At 60.7% G+C, this 24,726-nt stretch carries 19 protein-coding genes; 11 read left to right on the top strand and 8 right to left on the bottom strand.

All coding sequences use genetic code 11. The features are described 5' to 3' along the window. Positions 1-84 precede the first annotated feature (84 nt). From G5287_RS15725 to G5287_RS15715, 3 genes are all read left to right on the top strand, one after another. Entirely contained in the window at positions 85-1,200 is a 1,116-nt protein-coding gene (locus G5287_RS15725; RefSeq protein WP_421231530.1) for an ATP-NAD kinase family protein, read from the top strand. Positions 1,201-1,299: 99 nt separating this feature from the next. Beyond that, positions 1,300-1,578 (top strand): YfcL family protein, encoded by a 279-nt coding sequence (locus G5287_RS15720; RefSeq protein ID WP_005333639.1) that lies wholly within the window; start codon positions 1,300-1,302, stop codon positions 1,576-1,578. A 98-nt stretch (positions 1,579-1,676) separates the two neighbouring features. Continuing rightward, entirely contained in the window at positions 1,677-3,341 is a 1,665-nt protein-coding gene (locus tag G5287_RS15715; RefSeq protein ID WP_005333638.1) for an AMP-binding protein, read from the top strand. 112 nt (positions 3,342-3,453) lie between these two features. Here the strand turns inward: G5287_RS15715 and G5287_RS15710 are convergent, their stop codons facing one another. From G5287_RS15710 to G5287_RS15700, 3 genes are all read right to left on the bottom strand, one after another. Continuing rightward, complete coding sequence (locus tag G5287_RS15710; RefSeq protein WP_227273826.1) at positions 3,454-4,617, bottom strand: trans-sulfuration enzyme family protein; 1,164 nt, start codon at positions 4,615-4,617, stop codon at positions 3,454-3,456. A 133-nt stretch (positions 4,618-4,750) separates the two neighbouring features. After that, positions 4,751-5,794, bottom strand: a complete 1,044-nt coding sequence (locus tag G5287_RS15705; protein ID WP_227342671.1) for an isopenicillin N synthase family dioxygenase — start codon at positions 5,792-5,794, stop codon at positions 4,751-4,753. Between the two features lie 408 nt (positions 5,795-6,202). Next, positions 6,203-6,841, bottom strand: coding sequence for an NAD(P)-dependent oxidoreductase (locus tag G5287_RS15700; protein ID WP_227342672.1), 639 nt, complete (start codon positions 6,839-6,841; stop codon positions 6,203-6,205). A gap of 101 nt (positions 6,842-6,942) precedes the next feature. Between G5287_RS15700 and G5287_RS15695 the strand changes: the two genes are divergently transcribed. Next, positions 6,943-7,827 carry a LysR family transcriptional regulator gene (locus G5287_RS15695; protein WP_227342674.1) on the top strand — a complete coding sequence of 295 codons (885 nt, stop codon included), beginning with the start codon at positions 6,943-6,945 and terminating at the stop codon, positions 7,825-7,827. A gap of 28 nt (positions 7,828-7,855) precedes the next feature. Here G5287_RS15695 and G5287_RS15690 read toward each other — a convergent pair whose 3' ends face one another. Genes G5287_RS15690 through G5287_RS15680 form a run of 3 tightly spaced genes read right to left on the bottom strand, consistent with a single transcriptional unit; the run spans position 7,856 to position 10,775 of the window. Continuing rightward, on the bottom strand, positions 7,856-9,082 hold the full coding sequence (locus G5287_RS15690; protein ID WP_421231529.1) for a CynX/NimT family MFS transporter: 1,227 nt from the start codon (positions 9,080-9,082) through the stop codon (positions 7,856-7,858). After that, the gene (locus tag G5287_RS15685; RefSeq protein WP_227342677.1) at positions 9,079-9,978 is read right to left on the bottom strand and encodes a pirin family protein; all 900 of its coding nucleotides are present in this window, start codon (positions 9,976-9,978) and stop codon (positions 9,079-9,081) included. Before G5287_RS15685 ends, G5287_RS15690 begins: the two co-directional genes overlap by 4 nt. A gap of 59 nt (positions 9,979-10,037) precedes the next feature. Continuing rightward, positions 10,038-10,775: an isochorismatase family protein gene (locus tag G5287_RS15680; RefSeq protein ID WP_227342679.1), complete on the bottom strand. Its 738-nt coding sequence runs from the start codon at positions 10,773-10,775 to the stop codon at positions 10,038-10,040. A gap of 192 nt (positions 10,776-10,967) precedes the next feature. Here G5287_RS15680 and G5287_RS15675 point away from each other — a divergent pair, with 192 nt between their 5' ends. Further along, positions 10,968-11,903: a LysR substrate-binding domain-containing protein gene (locus G5287_RS15675; RefSeq protein WP_227342681.1), complete on the top strand. Its 936-nt coding sequence runs from the start codon at positions 10,968-10,970 to the stop codon at positions 11,901-11,903. Positions 11,904-11,909: 6 nt separating this feature from the next. Here the strand turns inward: G5287_RS15675 and G5287_RS15670 are convergent, their stop codons facing one another. Next, positions 11,910-12,818, bottom strand: coding sequence for a LysR substrate-binding domain-containing protein (locus G5287_RS15670; protein ID WP_421231528.1), 909 nt, complete (start codon positions 12,816-12,818; stop codon positions 11,910-11,912). A gap of 277 nt (positions 12,819-13,095) precedes the next feature. On the opposite strand from G5287_RS15670, the gene metE reads away from it, so the two are divergent. Together metE and G5287_RS15660 are read left to right on the top strand one after the other, a co-directional pair. After that, positions 13,096-15,360: a 5-methyltetrahydropteroyltriglutamate--homocysteine S-methyltransferase gene (metE, locus tag G5287_RS15665; protein ID WP_421231527.1), complete on the top strand. Its 2,265-nt coding sequence runs from the start codon at positions 13,096-13,098 to the stop codon at positions 15,358-15,360. A gap of 218 nt (positions 15,361-15,578) precedes the next feature. Continuing rightward, on the top strand, positions 15,579-16,286 hold the full coding sequence (locus tag G5287_RS15660; protein WP_265062700.1) for a substrate-binding periplasmic protein: 708 nt from the start codon (positions 15,579-15,581) through the stop codon (positions 16,284-16,286). Between the two features lie 36 nt (positions 16,287-16,322). On the opposite strand, the gene G5287_RS15655 is transcribed toward G5287_RS15660, so the two are convergent. After that, positions 16,323-17,186, bottom strand: coding sequence for a LysR substrate-binding domain-containing protein (locus tag G5287_RS15655; protein ID WP_421231526.1), 864 nt, complete (start codon positions 17,184-17,186; stop codon positions 16,323-16,325). Positions 17,187-17,353: 167 nt separating this feature from the next. Between G5287_RS15655 and G5287_RS15650 the strand changes: the two genes are divergently transcribed. The 4 genes from G5287_RS15650 to pflB all read left to right on the top strand — a co-directional run bounded on the left by G5287_RS15650 (position 17,354) and on the right by pflB (position 24,300). Then, positions 17,354-18,787: a glycoside hydrolase family 1 protein gene (locus G5287_RS15650; RefSeq protein WP_421231525.1), complete on the top strand. Its 1,434-nt coding sequence runs from the start codon at positions 17,354-17,356 to the stop codon at positions 18,785-18,787. Between the two features lie 193 nt (positions 18,788-18,980). Further along, on the top strand, positions 18,981-20,741 hold the full coding sequence (gene ycaO, locus G5287_RS15645; RefSeq protein ID WP_421231524.1) for a 30S ribosomal protein S12 methylthiotransferase accessory factor YcaO: 1,761 nt from the start codon (positions 18,981-18,983) through the stop codon (positions 20,739-20,741). A 381-nt stretch (positions 20,742-21,122) separates the two neighbouring features. Then, positions 21,123-21,971: a formate transporter FocA gene (gene focA, locus G5287_RS15640; protein WP_005333620.1), complete on the top strand. Its 849-nt coding sequence runs from the start codon at positions 21,123-21,125 to the stop codon at positions 21,969-21,971. A gap of 46 nt (positions 21,972-22,017) precedes the next feature. Next, complete coding sequence (gene pflB, locus G5287_RS15635; RefSeq protein ID WP_005352571.1) at positions 22,018-24,300, top strand: formate C-acetyltransferase; 2,283 nt, start codon at positions 22,018-22,020, stop codon at positions 24,298-24,300. Positions 24,301-24,726: the final 426 nt, after the last annotated feature.

Genomic DNA, 24,726 nt, shown 5'->3' with positions numbered 1-24,726 from the left:
AGATGCGAATTCTAGCAGGGGTGCCACTGCTTGTCCCAGAGGGGCGAAAAGATAAAAATGGGGGCCATCGCAAGGGAGGCAGGCATGTTTCGATTAGGGTTCATTATTAATCCTGTCGCCGGGATTGGCGGCGCAGTGGGGCTCAAGGGGAGTGACGGCGTGGTGGATGAGGCGCTTGCTCGTGGTGCCGTGCCCAGAGCACAAGATCGAGCGCGGCAAGCTCTGTTGCCACTGTGCGAGCTGAGCATCCCGTTCGAACTGCTGACGGTGGCGGGAGAGATGGGGGAGGCGGTGGCCCGCGAGCTGGGGTTGCCCTGTCGGGTCATCTATCAACCGGTCGGGGAGAGCACCTCGGCCGATGATACCCGCCACGCCGCCGAGTTGATGCGCGAAGCCGGGGTCGATCTGCTGCTGTTTGCCGGTGGCGATGGCACGGCGCGGGATATTTGCGCCGCGGTGGGGGAGTCCTGCCATGTGCTCGGCATTCCGGCGGGGTGCAAGATCCACTCCGGTGTCTACGGGGTGACCCCGGCTGCCAGCGGGCGGGTGGTGGCGCGGATGATCGCAGGGGAACTGCTCAGCCTGATCGATGCCGAGGTGCGCGACATCGACGAGGAGGCGTTTCGCGCGGGCAAGGTGCGGGCCCGCCACTACGGCCAGCTGAAGGTGCCCGGCGATCTGCGTTATGTGCAGGCGGTCAAGCAGGGGGGCAAGGAGTCTGAAGAGCTGGTGCTGGCGGATCTCGCCGCTGGTGTGGTGGAGCAGATGGAGCCCGATACCCTCTATCTGATGGGCTCCGGCAGCACGGTAGCAGCTTGTATGGCTGAGCTCGGTCTGGAAAATACTTTGCTCGGTGTGGATCTGGTGGAAAATGGCCGACTTATCGGGCAGGATCTCAGCGCCGCCGAGATCCTGACCCGGATCCGCGGCCGTCGCTGCCGACTGATCATTACCCTGATAGGCGGACAGGGACATCTGTTCGGGCGCGGAAATCAGCAATTGAGTCCTGAGGTGATTCGGTGTGTCGGGCTGGACAATATCCAGGTGCTGGCAACCAAAGCCAAGCTTGCCGCCCTTGCGGGCAGGCCGCTGCTGGTGGACACCGATGATCCGCAATTAAACCGGGCGTTGCGTGGTTATCTGCGAATAACCACGGGATACAAGGATCAGGTCATCTACCCGGTGGCCAACCCGGAATAGGACGCCAAGGACGCTGCTGGCCTGGCGCCAGAGAGCTGCAATCAACCGGATTGCGGTTCCATACCCCCGAATTTTTTGCCGCAAATGAGGCTGCGTTACATGACGATTCACGATTTTGAGCACAAGTTGTTGGGACTGATCGACAGCATGGTTGCCACCGCGACCGACGATGAGCTGTTTGCGGGGGGTTACCTGCGAGGTCATATCTCATTGGCGGTTGCCCGGGCCGAGCTGGAAGGCAAGACCCTGGTGCGGGACGTCAAGAGCTATGTGCTGCGCAGCCTCAACGAGGCGATCTTGCAAGGTGAGCTTTCTGAAGAGGATGAAAAACTGGTGCAGGCGATGTGGAGTCGTTTGCAACAAGATGCAGAAGCTTGATCGGATACACAATTCAAACTGAAGTTTGAGTTTATCCTTCCCCTGAAGTTAGTGAAAGGTTAATAATAAGTTTCGCCTTTTGTTTCAGGGATTAAACTATGGCCTCCTCCTCACGCATTGCCAATAAACTGCCGCTCGAGATGCTCTATCACTGGGAGCGGCAGTGTCCTGATCGAACCTACCTGCGTCAAACCATCAACCGCGAATATGTCGATTTCACCTGGGGTGAAGTGGCCGATGAAGCGCGGCGGATGGTGACGGCCTTGCGTCACCTCGGTCTGGTGGCCGGTGACAAGGTGGCGCTGCTCTCCAAGAACTGCGCCCAGTGGTTTATCGCCGATCTGGCGATGCAGATGGGGCAGTATGTGAGCGTGCCCATCTACCCGACTGCCAACGTCGATACCATCGAATATGTGCTGCGCCACAGCGAAGCCAAGGCGATCTTCGTCGGCAAGCTGGATGACTGGAAGAGTCAGGAGGCTGGCGTACCCGCCGATCTGCTGCGCATCGCCTTCCCCTATGACACCATGCCAGCCAGCCACCAGTGGGATGACCTGCTGGAGGCGCACGAGCCGATCCCTGACAGCCCGGTGCAGGCCCCTGACTCCCTGCTGAGTCTGGTCTACACCTCTGGCAGTACCGGCAAGCCGAAAGGGGCCATGCTGAGCGTCGAGCGCTACGCCTGGTCGTGCGAGAAGCTGGTGGAGACGGTGAGCCTGAGCCAGGCCGATCGGGGCTTCTCCTACCTGCCGCTGGCCCATATTACCGAGCGGGTCTACATCTATGGCGGCAGTCTCTATGGCGGCGCTACCATCGCGTTCCCCGAATCCCTCGACACCTTTATCGAAGATGTCAAACGCTGCCGTCCCACCGTCTTTATCTCGGTGCCGCGGCTGTGGGCCATGTTCCGCATCAAGATCCACGAGAAGCTGCCCCAGAACAAACTGGCGTTGCTGCTCAAGATCCCGCTTATCTCCGGCCTTATCAAACGCAAGCTGCAAAAGGGGTTGGGACTGGATCAGGCCCGGGTACTCGGCTGCGGCTCCGCGCCTGTCTCCCCTGCGCTGCTTGAGTGGTATCTGAGCATTGGCCTCAAGGTGACGGAAGCCTGGGGCATGACCGAGAACCACGCCTACTCCACCATCAACTACCCATTCCGCGCCGACAAGATCGGCACCGTCGGCAAGGCGGGGATCGGAGTGACCATCAAGATCTCTGACGAAGGGGAGATCCTCTGCCGCTGCGAAGGGATGATGCTGGGTTACTACAAGGACCCCGAACACAGCGCCGAGGCCATCGATGCCGAGGGGTGGCTCCACACCGGTGACATGGGCAAGCTGGACAAGGAGGGTTATCTCACCATCACCGGCCGGATGAAGGATGTGTTCAAGACCGCCAAGGGCAAGTATGTGGCGCCGGTGCCCATTGAGGGGCTGCTGGGTCAGGAGCCCATCATCGAACAGCTCTGTGTGATTGGGTACGGCATGCCCCAGCCCATTGCGCTGGTGCAACTGGCCGAGAGCGCCATGAAGGGCAATCGGGAGGAGGTCAACGCCAGACTGGAAGCGGCGCGGGTTCGGGTCAACGATCAGCTGGAATCTCATGCCAAAATTCGCGGCATTCTGGTAGTGAAGACACCCTGGAATATCGAGAACGGCGTGCTGACCCCCACCATGAAGATCAAGCGTCACCTGCTGGAGCAAAAGTACGCCCAGGTCGGGGATCGCTGGCCCTCATCCCAAGTGGTGGTGTGGGAGGAGTAAATCCCGTCTTTCCATAGCCTAACAAACAACAACGGCCCTTGATGGGCCGTTGTTGTTTGTTGGGCATCTCACTCGCCGCCATTTGGCGGGCAAGTGAGATGCGTGCTCCCGGTTAGATCTGTGCCAGCGCGGCGGCCAGATCGGCGATCAGATCATCGGCATCTTCCACCCCGATGCTGAAGCGGATGAGGTCGTCATTGACCCCGGCGGCGAGGCGGCTCGCCTCGTCCATGGCTGCGTGGGTGGTACTGGCCGGATGGCAAGCGAGACTCTCGAGATCCCCCAGACTCACCGCCTGCACGAATAGTTGCAGGTTATCGAGCAGGGTGGCGCAGCGTTCAAACCCGCCTTCAAGTTCAATACTCACCATGCCGCCAAAGCCGCTGGCGAAGGCGCCGAGGGCATCGTGGCCCGGATGGTTGGCAAGCCCCGGGTAGATCACCTTCTTCACCGCCGGATGGGCCGCCAGAAACTCGGCCACTTTCTGCGCATTGTGCAGGTGGGCATCCATCCGCAGCGGCAGGGTCTTGACCCCACGCTGCAGCAGGTAGGCCTCCTGCGGGCCGATGGGAGAGCCGATGTGCTTGAGGGCCACGGTGCGGATCGACTTCATCAGAGCGTGGGAGCCCGCCACCACCCCGGCGATGATGTCGCCGTGGCCGCCCAGATATTTGGTACCGCTGTGCATCACCACGTCGACCCCGAGCTCCAGTGGGCGCAGCAGGTAGGGGGTAAGGAAGGTGTTGTCACACACTGTGATAGCGCCCACCTTGCGGGCCGCGTCCACCACCAGTCGCGGATCCACCACCTTGAGGGTGGGGTTGGTCAGGGTTTCGAACAGTACCACCTTGGTGGCGGGGCGGATATTGGCCAGCAGATCCCGGTCGCTCTCGTAGGCGGTGACCTTGATGCCGGCGCGGCTGAAGGTCTGCTTGAGGAACGCATCGGTGCCGCCGTAGAGCGGGCCTATATAGGCCACCTCATCGCCGCTGTCGGCCAGGGCATACATGATGGCGCTCACCGCCGCCATGCCGCTCGCCACCACCAGTGCTTCATCGGCACCTTCAAGCGCCGCCAGCTTCTGCTCCAGCTCGGCGGTGGTGGGGTTGCCAAAGCGGCTGTAGATAAAGCCGGGGGCCTGACCTGCGAAACGATCCTTGCCCGCTTGAGCGTTGAAGTAGCTGAAGGTGCTGCTCTGGTAGAGCGGGGTGGTGAGGGCGCCGGTCTGGGGGTCGATCCGCTGGCCGCTGTGTACGCTCATGGTTTTGAATTTCATCGTGTTGCTCCGTGATGGCCAGGCTCTGGCCATGACTTGTTTTGTTGTTCGTTGCTTGTTGTTTTTGTCAGCGCGGGTATGTGCATGCGGCTTGTGGCTTATGCATATACCCGCCTGCGGATCTTTACGCTGCTTAGGCCGTTATCGCTTCGCTTTCAGTGCGCGGGAGGCGAGCGGGTTCCACCGGCCCATAGTGCCGCGCCGCCACATCCGGGTGGGAGCGCAGCCGCCCTTTCAGCACGTTCTCCCCCACCTGATAGAAGAGCGGGTTGGTCGGGTCACTCTCCGGCCCTTGCGCCTGCGCTGCCAGCTCTGGGGAGAGGCTGAGCAGGGGCACGGTGGCATCGAGCCGCGCCGCCATAAAGAAGGCGCAGGAGAGGCGCGAGACGCCGGGCGGCGGGCTTACCACCCGATGCAGGGTCGCCTTGAGATAGCCGTTGGAGGCCAGCTCCAGCAGCTCGCCGATATTGACCACCAGCGCTCCCGGCAGGGGGGGCGCGGAGATCCAGCCGTCGGCCGTCTCGACCTCAAGCCCCGAGTGATTGTCCTGCATCACCAGCGTCAGGTAGCCGGGATCCTTGTGGGCGCCGACCCCCTGACTGCTGCTGCCCGCCTCTTGCCCAGGGTAGTGAATCAGCTTCATGTGGTGGTAGGGGGCGCCGCGAATACTGTCGTCAAACACTTGGGCCGGTTGCTCCAGCACCTCGGCAAAAGCGGCCAGCAGGGTGAGGGTGATATCGCTCAGCCGATCTTGCCACGCCAGCAGATGGGCTTTCATCTCTGGCAGGGCGGTTGGCCACTGGTTGGGACCGACCAGCCGCTGCCAGGGTTCACGGATCAGGGCCGCAGGCAGGGCTTGCGCCTCGTTCATGATATCGAACTGCTCACGCAGATCCGGCCGCTGGCGGGTCAGCTCGGCACCGACCCGGTTGTAGCCGCGAAAGTGGGGGCTGTTGACCATCTGCACCGCCAGCTTCTCCTGCTCCGGCAGGGCAAAGAAGCGCTCTGCCAGCGCCAGGGTTTCCCGCTGCTCGGCATCACTCAGGCCATGCCCTGTCAGATAGAAAAAGCCGACGTCGCGGGCGGCTGCGGCCAGCCTGGCCAACATAGGGCGACGCAGGTCGGGTGCCCCGTTGAGGGCAGCCAGATCGATGATCGGCAGTGGTGAATGTTCCATGTGCACCTCCTCACTCTTTCGTTATCTCTGGCGCCATCTCTTGCACTGCCTCCGCTGTTGGCAGACCTGATAAGCGGCAAACGGGATGGCGCGACAGTGTGGCGCCATCTGGGATAAAGGGGATGCTACTGTTCGGTGTTATAAGACGGAAACAACAAATTATTCTTAGTTATATACAAAATTCGAAATGGAATTCGGTGCCTGATGGGCTGAAGGTTTTTGCGCAGCCATTGCGGGGTAAAGGGGCAACGATGAGGGGGAGAGTGATAACCAGAGGCAAGCTACCAGTGGCAAAAATGACCAAAACAGAAGGGAGGCGGATGCCTCCCTTCTGGTTGAGCGGGTGTTCACCTGACCGAAAGCACAGGCGAGTGACCGCGCATTCTGGCCTTAACCGCCTGCTGGCTCTCAGTAACCCAGGGTAAAGCGCTGGCGCAGGTGAGTCGGTTTTTCCACCTCGTTCAGCACGCCGTCGGCCAGATCACCGGCGGTGATCCCGGCAGGCTGTTCGCCGCTAAAGAGCACCTGATCGCCACCAATCCGATAGCCGCCGCGCTTCTCGCCCGGTTCGAGGAACACCGGGGGAGAGACAAAGCGCCAGTCGAGAGCGGTTTCACGGCGCAGGGCGGTGAGACCGTCACGGGCCGCCAGTGCCCCCTGTTTCCACTCGGCCGGAAACTCCGGGGTATCCACCAGTTGCACGCCGGGGGCGACCTCCAGACTGCCGGCGCCACCTACTACCAGCAGCCAGCTGTTGGCCGCTTTGGCTGCTGCGACAATCGCGTTGGCGCCCTTGAGGTACTGGTCGTAGATATCCGGTGTGGTCCAGCCCGGGTTGTAGGCGCTGATCACCCGATCGTGCCCCTTGAGCACCTCGGCCAATGCCTGCGGGTTTTGGGCATCCACCGCCACGGCGGTGACCTGCGGATGGGCGGCCACCTTGCTGACATCGCGGACTATGGCGGTGACGTGATGGCCGCGGCTGATGGCCTCGTTCAGGATGGCTGAACCGACAAAACCGCTGGCACCGATCAGGGCAATCTTCATGGGGAACTCTCCTTCACTGTTGGAATGGGGCTATCCTACGCTGCCATTTATGATTTAATAATCACCTCAAAAATGCATTTACTTATAAGCTGGATTTAATAATGGAACAGCTCAGACGTTACGCCATCTTCGCCGCCGTGGTGGATGCGGGCAGCATGACAGGGGCGGCCAAATCCCTTGGCATGACCCCCTCTGCCGTCAGTCAGCATATCAGCCAGCTCGAAAGCCTGCTCGGGCTGCCCCTGCTCCATCGCTCCACCCGTCGCCTCAGTCTGACCGAGGCGGGAGAGGTGGTGTGGCAAGGGTGCCGGGCGTTGCAGCAGACCCTGAGCGAGACCGAGCTGCGCCTCTCGGAGGTGCGCGACGCCCTGCTCGGGGAAGTGCGGATCACCGCCCCGGTGGGGATGGCGGGCCAGCCGCTGGCTCTGGCCCTCTCGCCGCTGTTGCAGGCCCATCCCGGCCTCACCATCCAGATCATCGCCGACGACGAGAAGCGGGATCTGATTGCCGAGCGGATCGATGTGGCGCTGCGGGTCGGCACCTTGCCTGACTCGACCCTGGTGGCCCGCAAACTGGGGCAGACCCGGATGCTGCTCTGCGCCGCTCCCGCCTATCTGGCGCGCAAGGGGACGCCGCGCATGCCCGCCGATCTGGCCACCCACGACTGGCTCTGCGGCGACATGCTGGGCAACGGTTTGCTGCTGCAGGATGAAAAGGGGGGCGAACACAGGGTGAGGTTCAAGGCCAAGGTGCTCTGCAATAACGTGTTGCCCTTGCGCCAGTTTGCGCTGGCGGGGCAGGGGATCTCGCTGCAGCCGGAGGGAGAGATTGGCGAGGATCTGGCGCAGGGGCGTCTGCTCGAACTGTTGCCCGGTTTTCGGGTGGCGCCGATGGAGATCCACGCCATCACGCCGCAGCGGGAGATCCCGGAGAAGGTTCGGCGGGTGGTGGAGGCGCTACGCAGCTACTTCGCAGGCACTTCCTGACACATATCAATGCAGCTTGGCCTAGCTGTCAGTTGGGCTCTTGCCCGCCAATGGGCTGGCGGCGCCACAGATAGAGTCCGATTGCCAGCAGCAAGCCGCCCAGAAAGAGCCAGCGAGCGCTCCCCCAATGGCCGCTGTCCGTCATCAGGGCCGCCAGCAGCAAGGGCCCCAGCAGCTGACCGAGGTTGGCGAGCTGGACAAAAAAGCCCTGCACGATGGCCAGTTGCACCGGCCCCTGACTCACTCCCTGCGCAGACGAGAGGATCGCTGGCGGCGCCATGCCACCCGAAAGGGAGAGGACGAGGCACAATCCATAGGCCCACCACGGCGACAGGCCGGGCCAGAAGGCGAGCATGCCGCACAGCGCCATCAGACCCAGTGCCCAGCTGATGAGCCGGTCTCGCGCTACGCCCCGGCGCAGCAGCCATGCCCCCATCAGGTTGCCGGGAATATTGGCGACCACCGCCAGCGCCGAAAGCAGGGCGATCTGGCTTTGGCCAATCCCGGGGCTGCCTTGCAACATGGTTGGCAGCCAGACAAAGAGCGCCCAGAGCATCAGGCTGTAGAGCGTGAACGCCAACCCGCAGCGCCAGAGTGCCTTCTGCCGGAGCACCGTGAGCTGGCGCAGCGGGTGGCCCGAGTTGATCGAGTTTTGGGGTGCCCAGACCCGCAGTTTATCTGCTGAGCGACTGGCGAGCAGAAGCAGCAGGGCAGAGAGTTGCGGGATCATCAGGAGCAGCCAGGCCAGCCGCCAGCCACCTTGCGCCGTGAGCCAGGGGGTGAGCAGCATACCCGCCGCCGCCCCGAGAGGCAGGTTGACCGCCCACAGGCTCAAGGCCAGCCGTTTATCGTCCTCCCGGGTCACCGCCACGATAAAGGCGGGCATAGCCACCGAGACCAGCAAAAAGCCAATCCCCTCGACAATGCGCGACAGCAGCATCATGGCCAGCCCGGTGGCGGGCAGCGCCAACGCACCGCCTGTGACGATAACCAAAAGCCCGACAACCCCGGTTTGCCGCCCACTCCAGCGGGTCAGCAACAGGCCGAGAAAGAGACTGCAGAGGATCGCCAGCGTATTGAAAGCTGAGGCGAGATAGCTGGCTTCAACCAGTGTCAGCCCCAGCTCGTTGCGCAGTATGCCGAGTACGGCGGGCACTTTGCCAAGGCAGAGGGCGCCGCTGGCACCGGCAAAAATGGCGAGGAAGACCAGAGGCCAGCGCGTGCTTTGTGGCTGGTGGCCAGCGAGCGTGCTCATGGCCGATATTGGCCGTTGCGCAGCCACTCATCGTTGAGCTGACCAAATTCGCCGCGCTGATAGGCATGCAGCCGATCTGCAATGGCGTCGTGGCTGTTCATGACGACGGGGCCATGTTTGACCAGGGGTTCATTGAGCGCCTGGCCTGAGAGCAGCACGAAGTGGCAGCGCTCGGTGGCCTCCAGTTGCAGAGCCACCGCCTCGCCGCCATCGGCAGGCAGGCTGACACCCATCCCGTGACCTGCCGGGATGAAGTGCCGCTCTCCCTCCGCCTGCAGGGTCAGCGATCCGGTCAGGGGATAGATCATGGCATTCCAGCCTGCCGCCAGCAGATGGGTGAAGCGGTTGCCGGGCGCGCAATGGCCATCGAGCAGGGTAAAGGGTTGGGGCAGTTCTACCGAGTGTGGTGCCGTTATCCCGTTGCTGTGGCCTGCGACCAGCCGTACTCGCACCCCTTCGTCATGAAACTCGGGGATGGTGGCAGCGGCTGCGTGGATGGCAAAAGGCGACGCCATCTTCTGACGGGCAGGCAGGTTGACGAAGATTTGCAGGGCGTGGACATAGGGCGATGCCCCTTCCGGCTGCTCGGTATGCACGGCCCCGCGCCCGGCCGCCAGCCAGTGGAGCGCCCCCGGTTCGATGGGGCCCTGATTGCCGAGGGAGTCGTAGTTGACGTGGGGGCTCGTCGAATCCTCGAACAGATAGGTGACGGCAGAGATCCCGGCGTGGGGATGGGGCTCGAAGGTGGGGGCGGTCATCTGGAAGTGATCCGCCATCACCACGGGGTCTATCAGACCGTTGAAAAAGTGTTCGCCAAAATGGCTGGCTTCAAAGCCGCTGCCAATGCGCAGCGGTTGGCCCTTGACGGGGGCGGAGAGAGTCAGGCGTCTGGTCATCGATATAACCTCTTGAAGACATAAAGAAGCCTTCGGTCATCTGACCGAAGGCGGGCGAGTTACGACTTCTTGGCACCCTCTTGCATCTGCCACACCAGGGTGGCGAAAGGCATGTCGAGGGCGTTGTAGACATCGTGCGCCTTGGGGTCGACGTTGCTGCGTAGCATCTCGACCGCGGCAGAGGCGTAGTCGGTGACCGGGATACCGGCCCCCAGCAAGCGTTGCAGCCCAGTGGTGCGCTTGGCTTCGTTGAAGGTGCCGGAAGCATCGAGCACCACCCGGGCATCATAGCCGGCAGCCTTGGCAGAGAGGGCCGGGAAGCTGGCGCAGATCTCGAGGGATACCCCGGCGATGATCAGCTGTTTGCGGCCGGTCTTCTCAATGGCGGCGTGCACGGCGGGATCGTCCCAGGCGTTGATGACGGTGCGGTTGATCACCTTCACATCCGGCAGGGCACTGGTCAGTTCGGGCATGGTGGGGCCCCACATGCCATCGGGCATGGTCGCGGTCACGATCACCGGCACGCCGAGGGCGCGGGCGGCGTTGGCCAGCGCCACCACGTTGTGCTTGAGCTCGCCCACCGTGGTGTCGCGCACGCCGCTCAGCAAGCCGACCTGATGGTCGACCAGCAGCAGTACCGCATTGTCTCGGGAGAGCATCTCCAGATAGCGGTTGGGTGATACAGTCGGATGGCTGGCAGCCTCGGCAGCTATAGCCGGTGTCGCTGTGGTGGCCAGCGTGGCAGTCAGGGTCGCCAGACCGAGCAGGGTGGCAGAGCAGATTTGTCGCAGTTTCATGGTGAACTCCTTGTGATATCGGAACAGTCAAACGGCCCTTGCTGGTGCGGCGGATTGCCCGCGCAGCAACCGTCTGATGGGGATAGGGCCATTATGATGGCTGCAAAAATGGCGACAATCTGGTGAAATAGGTTCTTATCGTTCCATGAATGGAACGATGTAAATGCACCTCACCCTGACCAAGGCTGCCCGATGACACCACTGGAACTTGATTTGAATGATCTCTATCTCTTCACCCATGTGGTACAGCGACAGGGATTCACTGCCGCTGCGCGGGCGCTTGGCGTGCCCAAGTCGCGGATCTCGCGCCGGATCCGGCTGCTGGAGGAGCGGCTGGATACCCGTCTGCTGCAACGTACCTCACGCCAGCTCAGCCTGACCGATGCCGGTGAGGTGCTCTATCGCCACTGTCAGGCGATGCTGGCCGAGGCGCAGGCCGGAGAGGCGGCTGTGCGGCAACGGCAGCAGGAGCCGAGCGGTCTGGTGCGGATCAGCGTGCCCATTACCATTGCCGATGCGCTGCTTGCCCGCTTGCTGCCCGCTTTTATGGCGCAATACCCCAAGGTGAGGCTCGCCGTGCAAGCCAGCAACCGGCAGGTGGATCTGCTGGAGGAGGGGCTGGATGTGGTGATCCGCGGGGTGGCCTTCGAGCAGCCCCCCTCCAGCTTGGTGCAGGTGCCGCTCTGTACGGTGCAGTGGGGCGTGCTGGCGACCCCGGCGTGGCTCTCGCGCCACAATGCGCTGGCGCATCCACGGCAGCTGGAAGGAGAGGATGCCCTACTTTTCAGCTCGCTGGAGCGTCAGGCCGATCTGCTGCGGCTGCGGCACGACAGTGGGGAGAGTGAGGAGGTGGTGGTCAATGTGCTGCTGCGCAGCGACAATGTGCAAACCCTCAAACAGGCGGCGCTGGCGGGGCTCGGGATGGTGGGCTTGCCACTTTACGCCTGCGTGAGTGAGTTGGCGGATGGGCGGCTGCAACAACTGCTGCCCGAGTGGCGTCCCAAAGATGGCAAGCTGGTGATGCTCTATCCCGCGCGGCGCGGTCTGTCACCGGCGGTCAGGGCCCTCATCGACTTCATCAAGGTGCAGTTGCCTGCACTGCTGGCAGAGGTCGGTCAGCCACGCTGAGGAGAGCTATCCCTCCATCTTGCGGCGAATGCGCTCGAACAGGCTCTGCAGGCAGGCTTGATCCCGATCGGCGGCCCGCACCGCGCCGTACATATGGCGACGGATACCGCTGCCGAGGGGGCGGGCGCAGAGCATCCCCTGTCTGACAAACTCGTCGCTGGCCCAGCGTGGCAAGGCGGCGACGCCGAGGCCGGCGGCGGCCATCTGCAGCATCACCGAGGTGTTGTCCACCGGCTTGCAGCGGGCGGGCTCCACCCCGGCGGGTTGCAAAAAGCGGCTGAAGATATCCATGCGGCTGCGCTCCACCGGATAGACCAGCAGCACCTCCGGCCCCAGATCGCTCGGCTCGATGCGGCTCCGGTGGCAGAGGGGATGATCCGGTGCCATCACCAGAGTCAGATCAAAAGCAAACAGCGGCTCGAAGTGGAGATCGCCGCGGGCCTGCACGTCCGAGGTGAGCAGCAGGTCGAGCTGGCCGCCTAGCAGGGCATTGATGGCATCAAAGCCCGGCACCGACTCCACCTCCAGATCCACCCCAGGCCACTGGCGGCGAAAATCGGGCAACAGCGGCAGCAGCCACTGGATGCAGCTGTGGCAATCGAGCGCCAGATGCAGCCTGCCCGCATCGCCGCTCTGCAGGGCTTGCAACTGTTTCTCGGTCTGGGCCAGAGCGGGCAGTACCTGACGGGCGAGGGCGAGCAGCTGGCCGCCTGCCGCGGTCAGCACCAGCGGGCGGCTTTTGCGCAGGTAGAGCTCCAGATTGAGGCGGGTCTCCAGCTCTTTGAGCTGGTGGGAGAGGGCGGACTGGGTGAGGTTGAGGGTCAGCGCCGCACCGGCCAGCGAGCCCTGCTCGGCCAGCGCGGTCAATGTTTTCAAGTGTTTGATCTCTATCCCTGCATTGCTTGGCACTGCCATAAGATGGCTCCTTGTGAGATTGCGTATGGCGCTGAGGTTGCGGCCGGCGGTTACCCTGCTGCGTTTCTTGACTCCGCCACCTTTTGCACCTGTAAAAATCGGCCTCTGTATCCTCGCGGTGAACCTTACCGGCGGTCAGTTGAGGATTATTTGAGAGCCACTTGAAGAGGATTCAATAGCCAGCGTCACCTTATCTTGTCATTTTGGATGTGTAAACATCTGGATGGCTAAATCATCCAGTTCCCCATCAGATGAATGAGCATAAGGAAATGAACCTATGACACGAGCACACACCCTGGGCTTCCCCCGTATCGGCGCCAAGCGTGAGCTGAAATTTGCCCTCGAATCCTACTGGCGTGGCGAGACCACTCAGGCCGAACTCGTTGCCGTGGGCAAGACGCTGCGTGAGCGCCACTGGCAGGCCCAGCACGGAGCCGGGGTCAATCTGCTGCCGGTGGGCGACTTTGCCTGGTACGATCAGGTGCTCGGCACCAGTCTGCTGGTGGATGCAGTGCCTGCCCGTCACCGCCATGGCGAGACCGATCTCGACACCCTGTTCCGGGTGGCCCGCGGCCGTGCGCCGACCGGCCCGGCGGCGGCCGCCGCCGAGATGACCAAATGGTTCAACACCAACTATCACTATCTGGTGCCGGAGTTCAGCCGTGATCAGCGCTTCAAGCTGGGCTGGAGCCAGCTGTTTGACGAGGTGGAAGAGGCCAAAGCGCTGGGGCTGCCGGTCAAGGCGGTGCTGCTGGGACCGGTCTCTTATCTGTGGCTCGGCAAGGAGAAAGAGAGCGGCTTCTCCCGCCTTGAACTGCTCGATCGCCTGCTCATCGTCTATCAGGAAATCCTGGCCAAGTTGGCCGCCCAGGGAGTGGAGTGGGTACAGATCGATGAACCTGCGCTGACGCTGGACTTGCCGGACGAGTGGCGGCTGGCCTACCTCAACGCCTACGAGCGCCTCGCGGGCCCCTGCAAGCTGCTGCTCACCACCTATTTCGGTTCGGTGGCTCATCAGCGCGACATCATCACCAGCCTCAAGGTAGATGGCCTGCATCTGGATCTGGTGGCCGCCCCCGAACAGCTGGAGACCCTGGTGCCGCATCTGCCCGCCCAGTGGGTCATCTCCGCCGGGGTGATCAACGGCCGCAACGTCTGGCGTGCCAATCTGGCCAAGCTGGCGCCGACTCTGAAGGCACTGAAAGCCAAACTCGGCGAGCGGCTCTGGGTGGCCTCCTCCTGCTCATTGCTGCACAGCCCGGTGGATTTGACTCTGGAGCAGGAGCTGGATCCCCAGACCCGCAGCTGGTTCGCCTTCGCCTTGCAAAAATGTTTCGAGCTGGGACTGCTCAGAGAGTATCTGGATGGGGGCGAGCTCGACAAGATCACCGCCTATAGCCAGCCCATCGTGGATCGGGAGTCTGACAGCCGGGTGCACAAGCGTGCAGTGCAGTCCCGTCTGGCCAGCCTCACCAACAGCGATTTTGATCGCCACAGTCCCTATCCGGTCAGGGCCGAGCTGCAGCGCTCGGATCTCAAGCTGCCGCTGCTGCCCACCACCACCATCGGCTCCTTCCCGCAGACCTCCCAGATCCGGGGGTTGCGGCAGGATTGGCGCGCTGGTCGCATCGATGACAGCGCCTACGAGGCGGGCATTAAGGCCGAGATCCGCGATGCCATCGCGCGTCAGGAGGCCATCGGGTTGGACGTGCTGGTTCATGGCGAGGCCGAGCGCAATGACATGGTGGAGTATTTTGGTGAGCTGCTGGATGGCTTTGCCATCACCCGCTTCGGTTGGGTACAGAGCTATGGCTCCCGCTGCGTCAAGCCGCCGGTGATCACCCGTGACATCGACCGCCCGACCCCCATGACGCTCGAATGGACCCGATTTGCCCAGAGCCTGACCGACAAGCCGGTGAAGGGGATGCTGACTGGCCCTGTGACCATCCTCTGCTGGTCCTTCCCGCGGGAAGACGTGAGCCGCGAGCAATCTGCCCTGCAAATCGGGCTGGCCATTCGTGACGAGGTGGCAGATCTGGAATCCGACGGCATCAAGATCATCCAGATCGACGAACCGGCGATCCGCGAAGGTTTGCCCCTGCGCAAGCAGGATCATCAGGCCTATCTCGACTGGGCAGTGCGGGCCTTCCGTCTGAGCGCAAGCCCGGTGGCGGACCGCACCCAGATCCACACCCACATGTGCTACAGCGACTTCAACCTCATCATCGAGGCGGTGGCGGCGCTGGATGCGGACGTGATCACCATAGAGACCAGCCGCAGCCAGATGCAGCTGCTCGAAGCGTTCGAGCGCTTCAACTACCCCAACGAGATTGGCCCGGGCGTCTACGACATCCACTCGCCGAACGTGCCGAGCCAGAGCTGGATTGAGGGGTTGCTGCGCAAGGCGGCCAAACAGATCCCGGCCGAGCGGCTCTGGGTCAACCCGGATTGCGGCCTCAAGACCCGCGGCTGGGAAGAGACAGAAGCCGCCCTCAAGGTGATGGTCGATGCCACCAAGGCGCTGCGGGCCGAGCTGGCGTAACCGGCAAGCCGAGACCGCCATCGGTAAGGTGGTGTGCTGAAAAACGAACGAGAGAGGGGAAGCCACAGCTTCCTCTCTCTTTTTTCGTTGGCCACTTTTTCCACTGGATCCTGATCCTTGCCGCAGCCCGCTTTGCACTAGGCTCAGAGGTGGCAGGAGTGGATGGAGTCGCGGCCATGGGTGTTGGTATGAGGATCGCAATCCTTTGGGGATTGCTGATGTGGCAGAGTGTCTGGGCGGCGCCAGCGGCCGAGTTGAAGCTGGTCTACTTTGACGACTTTGCCCCATATTCGTGGCGTGACGAACAGGGCAAGATGCGCGGGCTGATGATCGACGTGATGGAGCGGGTGGCAGCGCGCATGGGGCTGCGGGTGCGCCATGAAGGTTATCCGTGGCAACGGGCGCAAAAAATGGTGCGGATGGCGCAGGCCGATGGTTTTGTCACCATCGCCACCCGGGAGCGGCGCAGCTATACCCTGATTGTGGAAGAGCCGGTTACCACCACAGTGCTAACCATTTTTACCCAGCGCGCCCATCCCCGCATGGCGGAGTTTCAGCGAGCCAGCCGCTTGAGCGACTTCAAATCGCTTACCTTTCTCGACTATTTCGGTAACGGCTGGGGCAAGGAGAACCTGGCGGGCTTCACCGTTCATCACACCATCAATGTTGATAATGTCTTCAAAATGCTGGCGGCGGGTCGGGGGGATCTGATGGTGACCGACCCACTGGTGGCTCGTTTCAAACTCAACCAGCTGGGATTGTCCGGGCAGGTGGTCGAGGTGCCGCTGCAGCTTGCCTCTACCCCGTTCAATCTCTGCATCGGCAAGCACTCCCGCTTCAATACCCGGATAACCGAGTTCAACCATGCCCTGCAACAGCTGCGACAAAGCGGCGAGTTGGCGCGTATCGTCGAACGCTATCGTTGATGCGCGGCCGCCATCTGCTGTTTGCCAACGGCGTGTCTATCTTGGCGCCATATCGGCGATGGTTGCCCAGAAGGCATCGATCAAGGGCCCCTTGCTGTGGGGCGGACGGATAAGGCCAATGGTCCAGCAGGCTTCCCCATCTCTAAGGGACAGGGTGAGTACATCCGGGTGCTCTATGGTGGTGGAGGAGGGGACCAGGGTCCAGGCGATCTCTGCCGCCGCGGTGGCGACGCCAGCGGCGAAGTCGTTGACGTACTGGATATCGCGAAAACGCAGCCCGCTCTGGGCCAGATAGTTCATCAGGTGATCGTAAAAGGACGGGGCCTTGTCACGACGCAGGATCGCCAGCGGTTTGTCCACCAGATCCGCCAACTCCCTCACATCGCGGTAGCTGGCGGGCAGCACGGCGACAAAGTGGGCTTCGACCACCGGCAGGGCGTGCCACCCCTTGGGGGCGGGCAGGCGGCAAAAACCGAGGTCCAGCTTGCCTTCACTGAGCGCCAGCAACTGGTGGTGGGTGGAGAGATCGTTGAGCTCGATAGTCACCTGCGGTCGCTCGGCGCGAAAGCGGGCGATGGCGGCGGGCACCAGGATCTTGGTGGCTACGCCAAAGCCGATGCGCAGGGTGCCGACATTACCCGCCAGCACGTCGCGGGCGGTGCGCGAGAGCTGCTCGCTCTGGATGACCACAGCGCGGGCATTTTCATACAGCGCCCTGCCCAGTCCGGTGAGGCGAGTGGTACTGGCGTTGCGCTCGAACAGCTCGCCGCCCAGCTCCTCCTCCAGCCGCCTTATCTGTTTGCTCAGGGCCGACTGGGTAACATGCTGACGTACCGCCGCTTGGCCGAAGTGCAGCACCTCCCCCAGAGTGACGAAGGCTTTCAGATCCCGTAGCTCCATCAGGGCTCCTTTCATTCCTGTTGGGAATGTTGAGTGGTCAAATTTGTCATTGGACGGAATTTTAGAAGTGATGGATGCTTATGCCAATTCATTTCGGGTACCCCGGCACGGGGGCACCGAGTTATCAGAGATGGCTGACACCATCAGCGCAGAAGGAGCAACACCAGATGCATCACCACAAGTTCAAAGACTTCCCGAGCGATTTTCTGTGGGGCGCAGCCTCCGCCGCCTATCAGGTGGAGGGGGGCTGGAATGCCGATGGCAAGGGGCCCTCGGTGTGGGATCTCTTCACCAAGCTGCCGGGCAAGACCTTTGAGGGGAGCAACGGCGATGTGGCGGTGGATCACTACCACCGCATGGAAGAGGACGTGGCGCTGATGGCCGAGATGGGGCTCAAGGCTTACCGCTTCTCGGTGAGCTGGCCGCGCATCTATCCCACCGGTCGGGGGGAGGTGAACGAGGCGGGGCTGGCCTTCTACGAGAAGCTGATCGACACCCTCTTGGCCCACCAGATCGAACCGGTGCTGACCCTTTATCACTGGGATCTGCCGCAGGCGCTGCAGGATGAGTACGGCGGCTGGGAAGACCGACGCATTATCGAGGATTTCGAGCGCTACTGCGTGACCCTCTATCAGCGCTTTGCCGGCAAGGTGAAGTATTGGGTGTCCCTCAACGAGCAGAACTACAACCTGACCAATGCCTATCAGCTCGGCACCCATCCGCCCGCAGTGCAGGATCGCAAGCGCTTCTTTGCCGCCAACCATATCGCCTTTCTGGCCAATGCCCGGGTGATCAAGGCGTTTCGCCAGCATGTGCCGAATGGCTTGATTGGCCCGAGCTTTGCCTACTCCCCAGCCTATCCGGCGTCGTGCGATCCGAAAGATATGCTGGCCTACGAGAACGCCGAGGAGTTCAACAACCTCTGGTGGCTGGATGCCTATTGCTTTGGCCGCTATCCGCAGGCGGCGCTCGCTTACTTGCGAGAAAACGGCGAGGCGCCCGAGATCCTGCCGGGCGATATGGAGTTGCTGCGCGAGGGGACGCCCGACTACATCGGCGTCAACTACTACTACACCCTGACCTACACCGATAACCCCTTGGGCGGTCAGACCCTGCAGCGGATCAACACCACCGGCAAGAAGGGCACTACCCCGTCCAGCGGCATCCCGGGCCTCTACAAGACGGCGCCCAATCCGCACCTTGAGACCAGCAACTGGGATTGGGCCATCGACCCGACCGGGATGCGCATCGCCCTGCGTCGTCTCTCTTCCCGCTATGGTCTGCCGCTGATGATCACCGAGAACGGTCTTGGCGAGTTCGACAAGCTGGAGGCGGGCGACAAGGTGAACGATGAGTACCGCATCGATTACCTGCGCAGCCACGTCAAGGCGTGCCAGGAGGCGATGCAGGATGGCGTGGAATTGCTCGGCTACTGCGCCTGGTCGTTCACCGACATCCTGAGCTGGCTCAACGGCTACCAGAAGCGTTACGGCTTCGTCTATGTGGAGCGTGACGAGCAGGGGGGCTCCCTTCGCCGGATCAAGAAGGCGAGCTTCCACTGGTACAGCCAGTTGATTGCGAGCCAGGGCAAGCAGCTCTGACGGTTTATCGCGTCGCGTAACCAGGGGGCCCGGGCAATCCCCGGGCCCACGCTGTTTGTGGCGGGGGAGAGGGGGCAAGCCGGTTTCTCACCGTGCGACTCATCCTTGTTTACTGATTTTTGTCCTGCCAAAGCCGCCGACCCCTGCTATTATCTGCGGCCGAACATGAGCCAATAAAAATCAGGATATCGTGATGACTGACCACACTTTTATTCCCGGCAAGGACGCGGCGCTGGAAGACTCCATCGAACGCTTCCAGACCAAGCTGCAAGCTCTGGGCTTTGATATTGAAGAGGCCTCCTGGCTCAACCCCGTGCCGAACGTCTGGTCGGTGCACATCCGGGACAAGGAGTGCTCCCTCTGCTTTACCAACGGCAAGGGGGCCAGCAAGAAGGCGGCCCTCGCGTCTGCCCTTGGCGAATATTTCGAGCGTCTCTCCACCAACTACTTCTTCGCCGACTTCTATCTGGGCGAGCAGGTCGCCAACGGCGATTTCGTTCACTACCCGAACGAAAAGTGGTTCCCCATCGAGGGTGACCAGTTCCCGGCCGGTCTGCTCGACAGCTTCACCCGCAAGTTCTACAACCCGGACGGTGAAGTGACCGCCGACATGCTGGTGGATCTGCAGTCAAACAACGAAGAGCGCGGTATCGTCGCGCTGCCGTTCGAGCGTCAGTCCGATCACGAGACCGTCTACATCCCGATGAACATCATCGGCAACCTCTATGTCTCCAACGGCATGAGCGCTGGCAACACCAAGACCGAAGCGCGCACTCAAGCGCTCTCCGAGGTGTTCGAGCGCCACGTGAAGAACAAGATCATCGCCGAGGCCATCAGCTTGCCGCTGATCCCGGACGAGGTGATTGCCCGTTATCCGGGGATTGCCGCCTCCATCGCGGCGCTCGAAGCGGAAGGCTTCCCCATTTACAGCTTCGATGCTTCCCTCGGTGGCCGCTATCCGGTCATCTGTGTGGTGCTGCTCAACCCGAGCAACGGTACCTGCTTTGCCTCCTTCGGCGCCCACCCGCGCTTCGAAGTGGCCTTCGAGCGGACCGTCACCGAGCTGCTGCAGGGCCGCGGTCTCAAGGATCTCGACGTGTTCGTGCCGCCGTCATTCGACAACGAGCAGGTAGCGGATCACCACAACCTCGAGACCCACTTCATCGATTCCTCGGGCCTTATCAGCTGGGACCTGTTCAAGCAGGATGCGGACTTCGAGTTTGCTGACTGGGATTTTCGTGGCACCTCGCAGGAGGAGTTTGATCACCTGATCGGCATCTTCCATGAGCTGGAACAGCCGGTCTATATCGCCGACTACGAGCATCTGGGGGTCTACGCCTGCCGCATTCTGGTGCCGGGCATGTCCGACATCTATCCGGCCGAAGATCTGCTGCTGGCCAACAACAACATGGGCGCCAACCTGCGCGAAGTGATCCTGGCGCTGCCATCACTGGATTGGGATGCCGAGCAGTACATGGCGTTGTTTGATCAACTGAATGAAGAGGGGCACGACGAGCGCACCCGTGTACGCGAGCTGCTGGGCATCGCCGCTGCCAAGGGGACCGCGCTGCACACCCTGCGCGTTGGCGAGCTGAAAGCCATGCTGGCGCTGGCCGCCGGTGAGCTGGAGACCGCACTGGATCTCATCGACTGGACCATGGAGTTCAACCAGTCAGTGTTCACTGCCGAGCGTGCCAGCTACTACCGCGCCCTGCGTGCCTGCGTCGAGTTGTTCCTCGACGAGGAGCGGGATCCGGAGCAGTATCGCGCCGTCTTCACTCGCATGTATGGCGAAGAGACGCTGGCACAGGCATGGGCCAACGCCACTGGCGAAGCACGCTTCCACGGTCTGGAGGCGGCCGACCTGTCGCTCTCCCAGTTCCCGCTGCACCAGAAGCTGCTGGCGGCTTACGAGAAGCTGCAAAAGGCCAAGCGAGCCCATCACTGGGCGTGATCGTTGCTGTAAAGGAAGGGGCCGAGTGGCCCCTTCTGTTTATCGTGCGGCAAGGCACGGGATTGTTATTCAAAGATGAAATAAAAAACAAAAAATACCCCTAAGGGGATTGATTGCAGGGCAGGGGATGTGCTGTTGATCTGCAAAGATATCTTGCCAATGCCACATTTCCATGATTGGAAATAAATTCTTTAAAATCATTGCATTAAAAATGTGATATTTCTGTTTCAGCTGATACATGGTGTAAAGTGGCGTAGCCATCGCACTAAAATATTTGTAGTAAAATTACATTCGCACTCTGATAAACTTGATCAATGTCAATTTTGGCTATTAGGCCCTTTGTTATGATTTCAACAGGCAAAACATTCAGGTAGAAAATAATTGAAAGCTGAATCTCCATTCGATTGTCTCAAGCCCGAAGCCATCGCTGCACTGGCTGAAGACATCACCTATGCCAAGGCTACCAAGCCGGCATACAAGGTCATTCCACTGGCCATTACCGCAGGCGCTTTCATCGCCATCGCATTTATCTTCTACATCACAGTGACGACCGGAACCGGCTCCATGCCTTGGGGTATGGCCAAGTTGGTGGGCGGTCTCTGCTTCTCTCTCGGACTTATTCTCTGTGTGCTGCTCGGTGCCGAGCTGTTCACCTCCACCACCCTGACGCTGGTGGCCAAGGCTGCCAATCGCATCAGCTGGGCTCAGCTGCTCAAGAATTGGGGTCTGGTCTACTTCGGTAATCTGATTGGCGGTCTGCTGATGGTGGCGCTGATCATCGTTTCTGCCGAGTACACGGCAGCAGACGGTCAGTGGGGCCTTAACGCCCTCAAAGTGGCCCAACACAAAATTCACCACACCTTCTTCGAAGCGGTGGCGCTCGGTATCCTCTGTAACCTGATGGTATGTCTTGCTGCCTGGATGGCCTTTGGTGCCCGCAGCGCGACTGACAAGGTAGTGGTTATGCTGCTGCCGGTTGCCATGTTCGTTGCCTCAGGTTTCGAGCACAGCATCGCAAACATGTTTATGATTCCGGTTGGTATCGCTATCCACAGCGTGGCTAGTCCGGAATTTTGGCAGGCCATCGGCCAGGATCCGGCAACCTTTGCTGACCTGACCGTATCCAACTTCGTCCTACACAACCTCATCCCCGTGACCATCGGCAATATCATCGGTGGTGGCGTGATGGTTGGTCTGACTTACTGGTTTATCTTCCGTCGTCATCATTAAGGATGATTGCGGGATACTACATCAATACCGTGTGAGGTAATGAAAAATGGCAGAACTTAACGAACAGTTCCAAAAAGCATGGGAAGGCTTCGCGGCCGGTGAATGGCAGACCTCTGTCAACACCCGTGACTTCATCCAGAAGAACTACACCCCGTATGAAGGTGACGAGTCCTTCCTGGCTGGCGCGACCGAAGCGACCACCAAGCTGTGGGACAAGGTCATGGAAGGGATCAAAATCGAAAACCGCACTCATGCGCCGGTCGATTTTGATACTGACCTGCCCTCCACCATTACCGCACACGATGCCGGTTATATCGATCAGAGCCTGGAGCAGATCGTTGGTCTGCAGACTGACAAGCCGCTGAAGCGCGCCATCATCGCCAACGGCGGTATCAAGATGGTTAAAACTTCTTGCGAAGTGTACGGTCGTCAACTGGACCCGATGGTCGAGAAGATCTTCACCGAGTACCGCAAGACTCACAACCAGGGCGTGTTTGACGTTTACACCAAAGACATCCTGAACTGCCGTAAGTCTGGTGTTATCACCGGTCTGCCGGATGCCTACGGCCGTGGCCGTATCATCGGTGACTACCGTCGTGTTGCCCTGTACGGTGTTGACTTCCTGATGGCCGACAAACTGGCCCAGTTCAAGTCCCTGCAAGCTGACCTGGAAAACGGCGTCAACCTGGAAGCCACCATCCGTCTGCGCGAAGAGATCTCCGAACAGCACCGTGCCTTGGCACAGATGAAGGTGATGGCTGCCAAGTACGGTTGCGATATCTCCGTACCGGCCAAGAACGCTAAAGAAGCCGTACAGTGGACCTACTTCGCCTACCTGGCGGCAGTCAAGTCCCAGAACGGTGCAGCCATGTCCTTCGGTCGTACCTCCAGCTTCCTGGATATCTACATCGAGCGTGACCTGCAGAAAGGCCTGATCACCGAGCAAGAAGCCCAGGAGCTGATGGACCACATGGTCATGAAGCTGCGTATGGTTCGCTTCCTGCGTACTCCGGAATACGATTCACTGTTCTCCGGCGACCCGATGTGGGCGACCGAGACCCTGGCTGGTATGGGCGTTGATGGCCGTACTCTGGTCACCAAGAACAGCTTCCGTATGCTGAACACCCTGTACACCATGGGCCCGTCCCCTGAGCCGAACCTGACCATCCTGTGGTCCGAGAAGCTGCCGGTCGGTTTCAAGAAGTACTGTGCCAAGGTATCCATCGAGACCTCTTCCGTTCAGTACGAGAACGACGATCTGATGCGTCCGGATTTCAACAACGATGACTACGCCATCGCTTGCTGTGTATCCCCGATGATCGTTGGTAAGCAGATGCAGTTCTTCGGTGCTCGTGCCAACCTGGCCAAGACCATGCTGTATGCAATCAACGGTGGTATGGACGAGAAGCTCAAGATCCAGGTCGGTCCGAAAACCGAGATGGTCAAGTCCGAGTACCTCGACTATAACGACGTAATGGATCGTCTGGACCACTTCATGGATTGGCTGGCCAAGCAATACGTTGCTGCGCTGAACATCATCCACTACATGCACGACAAGTACAGCTACGAAGCCTCTCTGATGGCGCTGCACGACCGTGACGTATATCGCACCATGGCGTGTGGTATCGCTGGTCTGTCCGTAGCCGCTGACTCCCTGTCTGCCATCAAGTACGCCAAGGTCAAGCCGATTCGTGACGAAGATGGCGTTGCCATCGACTTCGAAATCGAAGGCGAATACCCGCAGTTCGGTAACAACGACGCTCGCGTCGATGATATCGCCTGTGACCTGGTTGAGCGCTTCATGAAGAAGATTCAGAAGCTGAACACCTACCGTGGTGCTGTTGCTACCCAGTCTGTTCTGACCATCACCTCCAACGTGGTATATGGCAAGAAGACCGGTAACACCCCGGATGGCCGTCGTGCTGGTGCTCCGTTCGGTCCGGGTGCAAACCCGATGCACGGTCGTGACCAGAAAGGTGCTGTTGCTTCCCTGACTTCCGTAGCCAAGCTGCCGTTCGCTTACGCTAAAGATGGTATCTCCTATACCTTCTCCATCGTTCCGAACGCACTGGGTAAAGATATGGAAGCCCAGAAAGCCAACCTGGCTGGCCTGATGGACGGTTACTTCCACCACGAATCCAACGTAGAGGGTGGTCAGCACCTGAACGTTAACGTGATGAACCGTGAAATGCTGCTGGACGCCATGGAAAACCCGGAGAAATATCCGCAGTTGACCATCCGCGTATCCGGTTATGCCGTTCGCTTCAACTCTTTGACCAAAGAGCAACAGCAAGACGTCATCACCCGTACCTTCACCGCTTCTCTGTAATCGAGACGTAGTGAGCAAAAACCGGCGCCAAGGCGCCGGTTTTTTTATGCGTGCGATTCAGGGGGAGTAATCATCCCCAGTGAATCGCCTCCAGTTCCATCGCAACCACAACAGTTGTTACTGGGTATTCGAAGAGGATTAAGGGGAGGGGCTCACCAGGATTGACCTAGGCCCCGTCTGTAATGCGATTATGCTTTATTCGCGCTCTAAGGGGATAGGCGGTTGCTTTGCCTGCCATTGCATCAGTGTTGCTATGGCTCGTGGAACAGCTGATCAGGTTTAAGGGGTGAACAGAGGCGCCATCGCGGGTATCAAGCAATACCCATAAGCCTGTGACTATGGAATCATTCTCTGCCTCTGCCTCTGCCTCTGCCTCTGCCTCTGCCTCTGCCTCTGCCTCTGCCTCTGCCTCTGCCTCTGCCTCTG

This window comes from Aeromonas sp. 603079 (genome assembly GCF_049172135.1).
GTDB classification, from domain to species: domain Bacteria; phylum Pseudomonadota; class Gammaproteobacteria; order Enterobacterales; family Aeromonadaceae; genus Aeromonas; species Aeromonas veronii.
The sequence above is the reverse complement of the archived record's forward strand: the minus strand, read 5'-3'. Positions and strand labels throughout refer to the sequence as shown.

Coding starts and splice junctions, on each gene's coding strand:
- G5287_RS15725 (WP_421231530.1), top strand. CDS start 85: ATGTTTCGATTAGGGTTCATTATTAATCCTGTCGCCGGGATTGGCGGC.
- G5287_RS15720 (WP_005333639.1), top strand. CDS start 1,300: ATGACGATTCACGATTTTGAGCACAAGTTGTTGGGACTGATCGACAGC.
- G5287_RS15715 (WP_005333638.1), top strand. CDS start 1,677: ATGGCCTCCTCCTCACGCATTGCCAATAAACTGCCGCTCGAGATGCTC.
- G5287_RS15710 (WP_227273826.1), bottom strand. CDS start 4,617: ATGAAATTCAAAACCATGAGCGTACACAGCGGCCAGCGGATCGACCCC.
- G5287_RS15705 (WP_227342671.1), bottom strand. CDS start 5,794: ATGGAACATTCACCACTGCCGATCATCGATCTGGCTGCCCTCAACGGG.
- G5287_RS15700 (WP_227342672.1), bottom strand. CDS start 6,841: ATGAAGATTGCCCTGATCGGTGCCAGCGGTTTTGTCGGTTCAGCCATC.
- G5287_RS15695 (WP_227342674.1), top strand. CDS start 6,943: ATGGAACAGCTCAGACGTTACGCCATCTTCGCCGCCGTGGTGGATGCG.
- G5287_RS15690 (WP_421231529.1), bottom strand. CDS start 9,082: ATGAGCACGCTCGCTGGCCACCAGCCACAAAGCACGCGCTGGCCTCTG.
- G5287_RS15685 (WP_227342677.1), bottom strand. CDS start 9,978: ATGACCAGACGCCTGACTCTCTCCGCCCCCGTCAAGGGCCAACCGCTG.
- G5287_RS15680 (WP_227342679.1), bottom strand. CDS start 10,775: ATGAAACTGCGACAAATCTGCTCTGCCACCCTGCTCGGTCTGGCGACC.
- G5287_RS15675 (WP_227342681.1), top strand. CDS start 10,968: ATGACACCACTGGAACTTGATTTGAATGATCTCTATCTCTTCACCCAT.
- G5287_RS15670 (WP_421231528.1), bottom strand. CDS start 12,818: ATGGCAGTGCCAAGCAATGCAGGGATAGAGATCAAACACTTGAAAACA.
- metE (WP_421231527.1), top strand. CDS start 13,096: ATGACACGAGCACACACCCTGGGCTTCCCCCGTATCGGCGCCAAGCGT.
- G5287_RS15660 (WP_265062700.1), top strand. CDS start 15,579: ATGTGGCAGAGTGTCTGGGCGGCGCCAGCGGCCGAGTTGAAGCTGGTC.
- G5287_RS15655 (WP_421231526.1), bottom strand. CDS start 17,186: ATGGAGCTACGGGATCTGAAAGCCTTCGTCACTCTGGGGGAGGTGCTG.
- G5287_RS15650 (WP_421231525.1), top strand. CDS start 17,354: ATGCATCACCACAAGTTCAAAGACTTCCCGAGCGATTTTCTGTGGGGC.
- ycaO (WP_421231524.1), top strand. CDS start 18,981: ATGACTGACCACACTTTTATTCCCGGCAAGGACGCGGCGCTGGAAGAC.
- pflB (WP_005352571.1), top strand. CDS start 22,018: ATGGCAGAACTTAACGAACAGTTCCAAAAAGCATGGGAAGGCTTCGCG.